Source organism: Collinsella sp. TF10-11AT (genome assembly GCF_003437565.1).
Lineage (GTDB): Bacteria > Actinomycetota > Coriobacteriia > Coriobacteriales > Coriobacteriaceae > Collinsella.
This window is the reverse complement of sequence record NZ_QSQW01000017.1, coordinates 35,536-42,295: the sequence shown is the minus strand read 5'-3', so window position 1 is coordinate 42,295 and position 6,760 is coordinate 35,536. Positions and strand designations below refer to the sequence as shown.

The window sequence follows — 6,760 nt, the reverse complement described above, 5'->3', positions numbered from 1 at the left end:
GTTATACCCTAAGAGCAAACCACCCTTTTTAAGGGTGGTTCTGATTGTTCTCCTGGCCTGCTGCTGCCCCAGCTTCCCACCTAGCTTTCCAGCTTTCCACCTTAGGTGGTAAGTTAAGTGGAAAGCTGGAAAGCTAGGTGGAAAGCTGGAAAGTAAGTGGAAAGTTGACATGTAGGTGCGGGCTGAAGAGGGGTTAATAATTACACAAACCATACCAGCCAAACAAAAAGATACCAATCTGGTTGGTAAAACACCGTCAATGAGCCGCGAGCTAACTAGCTGCGTAAATAAAACCTAAAGAACTGTTGCAAATTAATGGCAAATGCCCAGATGCCGCCGTGCGATTTTCAATTAACTGTTACGCGCAAACAGCAAAATGCTACTATCTAACATGCACGTAAGAAAGCAGATTAACGGTTAAGGCTAAGAAGTGGCAGGTATGTCGGAAGCAACAAGGACTCGCACGCATGCGCCCGAGGTTAGGCAGCGCGCCGTCGAGGTCCTCCAAGAGGGGGTCGGTCATCGCGCCCTCGCCGCGGAGCTCGGCATTCCCCAGGCCACGGCTCGTCAGTGGGCCCGCGCATATGCCGTGGGCGGTGCCGACGCCGTTCTCAACGCCGGTTCGCATCATCACACCTATTCGTACGAAGTTAAGCTCGCCGTGGTCAAGGACCGCTTGGAAAACGGCTTAACGGTTCGCGAGGCCATGATCAAGCACAAGATTCCTAGCGAGTCTTCGGTCAAGGCTTGGTGCCGTCAGTACCGCGAGAGCGGTGAGTCCGCACTGGTCGATAAGCCGCGCGGTCGCAAGCCGCGCGTTAAAAAGGCGGAATAGCAAACGGGATGGTGCACCCACAGGGGCGCATTTTTCTTGCCGCCCCTCTGCTCCAATGCGGGCGTGCCCTTACCCCGTACGCCTAAAACTCCCCAGTTGACCGAAAACCCGCCGCCGCTACTCCTCAATTGAGCTATAACGTTAAACAATTGCAGCGTTTTAGCATGGGGGAGTGATGGTATGACGCTACTGTATTTCCTTACCCTGTTTCCGCTGGTACTGGCGCTGGGCATGCTGCTCGCGCGCGGTGACCGCGCCCGCGATGCGGCGGGGCTCATAGGCTCCGGCATTATTATGGCGGTGACAGTTGTAGTCGCCGTCATGTTTTTTGGCACGGGTCCGCAGAGCTTTGAGGTTGCCCCCGGCACCTCGCATGTGCTCTCGATCATCAGTTCCGTTATCGACGTCATCCTGTGCGCTGTCATCCTGTACAACGCGTACAAATATAGGAACGCGCTCACCACGGTGCTCGGCATAGTCCAGCTGGTGGGCTCGCTCGCCTTTGCAGCCATGACGCTGCCCGCGGCCGAAGCCGTCACGGCAACGCCACTCTACCTGGACTACATGAGCGTGATCATGGTCCTCGCCGTCGGCATCGTTGGCAGTCTAATCTGCTTGTATGCCCTGGGCTACATGAAGGACTTCCAGGCCCATGACGAGCACGAGGCCGCGCTGCGCGGGCAGACCGCGCCCGACCGTCGCCCGCAGTTCCTGGCGCTCATGTTCCTGTTCCTCTCGGCCATGTTCGTCATCGTGACGAGCGACAACCTTGAGTGGCTGTTCTGCGGCTGGGAAATCACCACCGTGTGTTCGTTCCTTATGATTGGCTACACGCGTACGCCCGAGGCCATCAAGAACGCCTTTACCCAAATCATCCTCAACATGCTGGGCGGCATCGCGTTTTTGGCCGGACTTATGTATCTGCACGTTAACGGCATGCCGCTGACCATCTCGGGCATGATCGAGCTTTCCGGCACCGGAACCGCGCAGTCCGCGCTGCTGGTGATGCCGGTCATCCTGTTGTCGCTCGCCGCGCTCACCAAGGCCGCACAGATGCCGTTCCACACTTGGCTGTTGGGTGCCATGGTTGCACCCACTCCCACGAGCGCCCTGCTGCACTCGTCAACCATGGTCAAAGCCGGCGTGTTCCTGATGGTCAAGCTGAGCCCACTCTATGCCATCTACCCCGTGACCGGCTTTATGGTCACGAGTGTGGGTGCCATCACGTTTTTGCTCGCTGCACTCATGGCCATCTCGCAGAGCAACGCCAAACGCGTGCTCGCGTACTCCACCATTTCCAACTTGGGCCTCATCAGTGCCTGCTTGGGTGTCGGCGCGCCCGAGGCCGTATGGGCGGCCATCTTCCTGATCTTGTTCCACACGGTGGCCAAGTCGCTGCTGTTCCTGTGCGTGGGCACGGCCGAGCATCATATCGGCAGCCGCAATATCGAGGACATGGACGGCATGTTCAGCCGCATGCCGCACCTGACGCGTCTGATGATGCTGGGCATTATGGGCATGTTTGTGGCGCCGTTTGGCATGCTCGTGTCCAAGTGGGGCGCCCTGGTGGCGTTTGCGCAGACCGGCAACGTGCTCATGATCATGGTGCTTGCCTTTGGCTCGGCCGCGACGTTTTACTTCTGGGGCAAGTGGCTTGCCAAGCTTTCGGGCGTCGACCCCACGGCTCAAAACGTTGAGGTCAATGTCCATAAGACCGAATGGATGGCCCTCAACACCATCGCCGCGCTGCTGATTCTGTGCTGCGTGGCGTTTCCGGTTATCTCGAGCGGTCTGGTGTCGCCTTACTTGGCCATGGTGTTTGGCCGCGTGCCGTACGTTATTGGCAAGGACGCCATGTATCTGATGGTGGTTATCGTGGCTTTTATCGCCGTGGTGCTGCTGACGTCATTCCGCGTGAGCAACAAACCGCACGTCAACGTGTACCTTTCGGGCGTGGGAACCGACAAATATCGCCATTTCCGCGGCTCGATGGGACACGAGGTGAAGGCCGAAAAGCGCAATTGGTACTCGGAGGACGCCCTTGGCGAGAAGCGTATTGGCCCCGCGGGTAGCGTCGTATGCTGCAGCATTATCTTGTTTGCGCTGCTGTGTTGCGCATGGATTGGGCCCGAGCGGCTTGCCATGAGCGCGCCCTCGGTGCTGCGCGGCAAGTATTTCGAAGGTTCGGGCGTCGTGGGCATCTTTATTGGCACCGTGGCGTTTGCCTTGCTGGCGCCGCTTGCGGGCGGCTTGATCGACGGCATCGACCGCAAACTTTCGGCTCGCATGCAGGGCCGCGTGGGCCCGCGCCTGCTGCAGCCCTTCTACGACGTTGCCAAGCTGCTGCGCAAGGCCCCTGCCAGCGTAAACACCATGGACGATACCTATATGGCGTGCGCGCTCATCTTTACCGTCGTGGGCGGCGGCATCTTTGTGTCGGGCTCCAACACGCTGCTGTGCGCTTTTATGGTTACGCTCGCCGCGATCTTTGTGGTGCTGGCGTCCGCCTCGACGCAAAGCCCGTTTGCCCAGGTCGGTGCCGACCGCGAGTTGCTGCAGGTCATGAGCTACGAGCCCGCCGTTCTGCTGATGAGCGTGGGCCTGTACCTTGCCACCGATAGCTTTGATTCCATCGCCGTGACCGGACAGTCGGCGCCCATCATCGTGTACAGCGCGCCCATTTTCTTGGCGCTGCTTGCGGTGCTCACCATCAAGCTACGCAAGTCGCCGTTCGACCTTTCGTACTCGCATCACGCGCATCAGGAGATTGTCCAGGGCGTCGCCACCGAGATGAGCGGCGGCACGCTGGCCAAGATGACCCTTATGCACTGGTGTGAGACCGTGCTGTTTTTGATGTGGGTGGGCATGTTCTTTGTTTGGGACAACCCGGTGAGCTGGGTCGTAGCCCTGGTCGTGATGGCCGCGACGTATTTTGTCGAGGTGCTGATCGACAACACCTTCGCACGCAGCACCTGGCGCAGCTGCTTTAAGCTCGGCTGGGGCGTGGCGCTGGTGTTTGGCCTGCTCAACCTTATGCCCATCCTCGTCGACGTGTTTATTTAGGAGGCGGCATCCATGGATCATAAAATGTCGCGCTCGCCGTGGGTTATTCATTACGACGGCTCGAGCTGCAACGGATGCGATATCGAGGTGCTGGCCTCGCTCACGCCGCTGTTCGATGCGGAGCGCTTTGGCGTGGTCAACACCGGCAACCCCAAGCATGCGGATATCTTTTTGGTGACGGGGTCGGTCAATGCCCAGAACCTGCCCGTCGTGCGTCAGATTTACAACCAGATGCTCGAGCCCAAGTGCGTGGTGGCCTGCGGTATCTGCGCATGCTCGGGCGGCGTATTCCGCGATGCCTACAACGTGATCGGCGGCGTGGACCGCGCGATTCCCGTGGACGTGTACGCGCCCGGGTGCGCCATTCGCCCCGAGACGGTGATCGATGCCATCGTGGAGGCGTGCGGCATCCTGGACCAGAAGGAGACCGTGTTGCGCGCCGGTGGCGATCCGCTCACCGTGGGCGGTGCCGCTACCTGGGACGGTGGCGTTGAGCTGGGCGAGGACGGGTTTGTGGCTGCGGGGGCCGGGACTGACGGTGCCGGTGACGCGCCTGCCGGGAAGCCTGCTGCGCCCGCCGCTGGCGACGCACCTGCTGAGACGCCCGCCGCTGCAAAGGAGGCCGAGTAATGCAAAAGGCTATCTATACCACCGTCGGGATCGACAAGCTCCTGTCGCATGTCCAGGCGCTCAAGGGCGTCGGCGCGCGCTTTGTGCAAATGCATGCCGAGCGCAACGTCGACGACGGCTCGTATCGCTTGGTCTATACGTTTATCAACGTCCGTGCTGCTCAGGAGCATATTGCGCAGGACGGCAGCTATGCGATCGAGAACCTGGTGGTCGAGGGCATCGACCAGTACCAGGAGATTCCGTCCATCAGCTCGTATTACCCCGCGGTGTTCCCGTTTGAAAATGAGGCCCACGACCTGTTTGGTCTTGCCATCACCGACATGCAGATCGACTTTAAGGGCTTTTTCTACCAGGTCTCGACTGCCGAACCCATGAGCGTCATCACGCCCGAGGTGAAGGCTGCGCGCGAGAAGGCCATGAAAGTCCGCGCGGCCGCCGAGGCCAAGGCGCGCAAGGCCGCGGCCGAGAAGGCCGCCGCGGCTGCGGCTGCTGCGGGGGAGGGTGCCGCGGGTGCCGGCGATGCTGCGGGCACTGCCGCTGCTCAGCCCGCTGCTGCTGCCGGCTCCGATGCCCAGCATGACGATGCCGCTGCGAAGGCCGCGCTCGAGGCCGCCGAGATGGAGGCAAAGCTCGCCGCCATGGATCCCGAGAAAGCGGCCAAGGTCCGTGCGGCGCTTGCCGCCAAGGCCGCCCGCGACAAGCAGAAAAAGGAGGCGTAAGGTCCATGGCTCATCGCTCCGTAATTCCGTTTGGCCCGCAGCACCCGGTGCTGCCCGAGCCGCTTCATCTGGACCTGGTGATCGAGGACGACCGCGTCATCGAGGCAATTCCGCAGATCGGCTTTGTGCACCGCGGACTCGAGAAGCTCACCGAAAAGCGCGACATGCACCAGTTTGGCTACATCGCCGAGCGCATCTGCGGCATTTGCGCCGTGGGCCACAGCTACGGCTATGCCAGCGCCTGCGAGCGCATGCTCGACATCGAGGTGCCCGGCCGCGTGCAGTATATCCGCACTATTTTGCACGAGCTTTCGCGCATCCACTCGCACCTGCTGTGGCTGGGCCTGCTCGCCGATGCCTTTGGCTTCGAGGCGCTGTTCTATCGGTCGTGGACCCTGCGCGAGCAGATTCTCAAGATCTTCGAGAGCACGTGCGGTGGCCGCGTGATCCTTTCGATTAACGAGATCGGCGGCCTAAAGCACGACATTGAGGACTCCGAGCTGGCTGGCATTGTCCAGACGCTCGATGCCATGCGTCCCGACTACGAGGCCCTGGTGCATACGTTTTTGGACGACGTCAGCTGTGGCGAGCGCCTGCATGGCGTGGGCGTGATCAGCAAGAAGGACGCGCTGGATCTGTCGATGGTCGGCCCGTTTGGGCGCGCCTCGGGCGTGGACTACGACGTGCGCATGTTTAGCGACGGTGCCTATGCGGACCTGGCTGCGTTTGAGCCGGTTGTCGCCACCGATGGCGATTGCTATGCCCGCTGCCAGGTGCGCTGTGCCGAGGTCACGCAGGCCATGGACATCATTAAGGAGCTTGTGGGCAAGATTCCGCACGACGGGATCGGCGGGCGCACCAAGCTTACGCCGGCCGACGGCGCACGCGGCGAGGTTGTGATTGAGCAGCCGCGCGGCGAGGCGTATTACTATGTGCGCGGTAACGGCACCAAGAACCTGGACCGCTTCCGCGTGCGCACGCCGACGTCGCAGAACCTGGCGGGTCTGACACATGCGCTGCAGGGCGTGCTCCTTGCCAACGTGCCCATGATTATCCTGACCATCGACCCCTGCATTAGCTGCACGGAAAGGTAGGCGCGGCATGAGTTTGCTGACATTTGCCAAGACGGCCTTGGGCTCTATGGTCAAGCAGCCGGTAACGGTGTGCTATCCGCAGGAGAAGCTCGCGGCACCCGAGCGCTTGCGCGGGCATATCGTCAACGACATGGACGCGTGCATCTGCTGCGGCATGTGTGCGCGTCGCTGTCCGGCGGGCGCGCTCGCAGTCGATCGCAAGGGTGGAACGTGGTCGATCGACCCGTATGCCTGCGTGGTGTGCGGTGAGTGCATCGAGAGCTGCCCCAAGCACTGCCTGACTATGGACACCGCCCGCACCCCAGTCGCAGCGGACAAGACTCCCACAGTAGAAACCAAGCCGGAGTAGCGCAGGGGTAGAACTGGAATAGGGGCCGGCGGGGCAAAAATGCCCCGCCGGCCCCGCGCGTGAGCGCGCG

General features: G+C 61.1%; 6 protein-coding genes. All 6 read left to right on the top strand.

Annotation, left to right across the window (positions count from 1 at the left end):
• Positions 1–439: 439 nt before the first annotated feature.
• The 6 genes from DXC99_RS09620 (at position 440) to DXC99_RS09595 (ending at position 6,690) form a co-directional block, all read left to right on the top strand.
• Positions 440–835: a helix-turn-helix domain-containing protein gene (locus DXC99_RS09620; RefSeq protein ID WP_117564058.1), complete on the top strand. Its 396-nt coding sequence runs from the start codon at positions 440–442 to the stop codon at positions 833–835.
• A gap of 180 nt (positions 836–1,015) precedes the next feature.
• Complete coding sequence (locus DXC99_RS09615; protein ID WP_117630033.1) at positions 1,016–3,898, top strand: proton-conducting transporter membrane subunit; 2,883 nt, start codon at positions 1,016–1,018, stop codon at positions 3,896–3,898.
• Positions 3,899–3,910: 12 nt separating this feature from the next.
• Positions 3,911–4,528, top strand: coding sequence for an NADH-quinone oxidoreductase subunit B family protein (locus DXC99_RS09610; protein ID WP_117630032.1), 618 nt, complete (start codon positions 3,911–3,913; stop codon positions 4,526–4,528).
• The gene (locus DXC99_RS10380; protein ID WP_158551697.1) at positions 4,528–5,247 is read left to right on the top strand and encodes an NADH-quinone oxidoreductase subunit C; all 720 of its coding nucleotides are present in this window, start codon (positions 4,528–4,530) and stop codon (positions 5,245–5,247) included. Before DXC99_RS09610 ends, DXC99_RS10380 begins: the two co-directional genes overlap by 1 nt.
• A 5-nt stretch (positions 5,248–5,252) precedes the next feature.
• Positions 5,253–6,341, top strand: coding sequence for a nickel-dependent hydrogenase large subunit (locus tag DXC99_RS09600; RefSeq protein ID WP_117630031.1), 1,089 nt, complete (start codon positions 5,253–5,255; stop codon positions 6,339–6,341).
• Between the two features lie 7 nt (positions 6,342–6,348).
• Positions 6,349–6,690: a 4Fe-4S dicluster domain-containing protein gene (locus DXC99_RS09595; RefSeq protein ID WP_117630030.1), complete on the top strand. Its 342-nt coding sequence runs from the start codon at positions 6,349–6,351 to the stop codon at positions 6,688–6,690.
• Positions 6,691–6,760 lie beyond the last annotated feature (70 nt).

Bases quoted from the DNA above. Each gene is read 5' to 3' on its own strand.
- DXC99_RS09610 (WP_117630032.1), top strand. From the start codon at position 3,911: ATGGATCATAAAATGTCGCGCTCGCCGTGGGTTATTCATTACGACGGC.
- DXC99_RS09595 (WP_117630030.1), top strand. From the start codon at position 6,349: ATGAGTTTGCTGACATTTGCCAAGACGGCCTTGGGCTCTATGGTCAAG.
- DXC99_RS09620 (WP_117564058.1), top strand. From the start codon at position 440: ATGTCGGAAGCAACAAGGACTCGCACGCATGCGCCCGAGGTTAGGCAG.
- DXC99_RS09600 (WP_117630031.1), top strand. From the start codon at position 5,253: ATGGCTCATCGCTCCGTAATTCCGTTTGGCCCGCAGCACCCGGTGCTG.
- DXC99_RS10380 (WP_158551697.1), top strand. From the start codon at position 4,528: ATGCAAAAGGCTATCTATACCACCGTCGGGATCGACAAGCTCCTGTCG.
- DXC99_RS09615 (WP_117630033.1), top strand. From the start codon at position 1,016: ATGACGCTACTGTATTTCCTTACCCTGTTTCCGCTGGTACTGGCGCTG.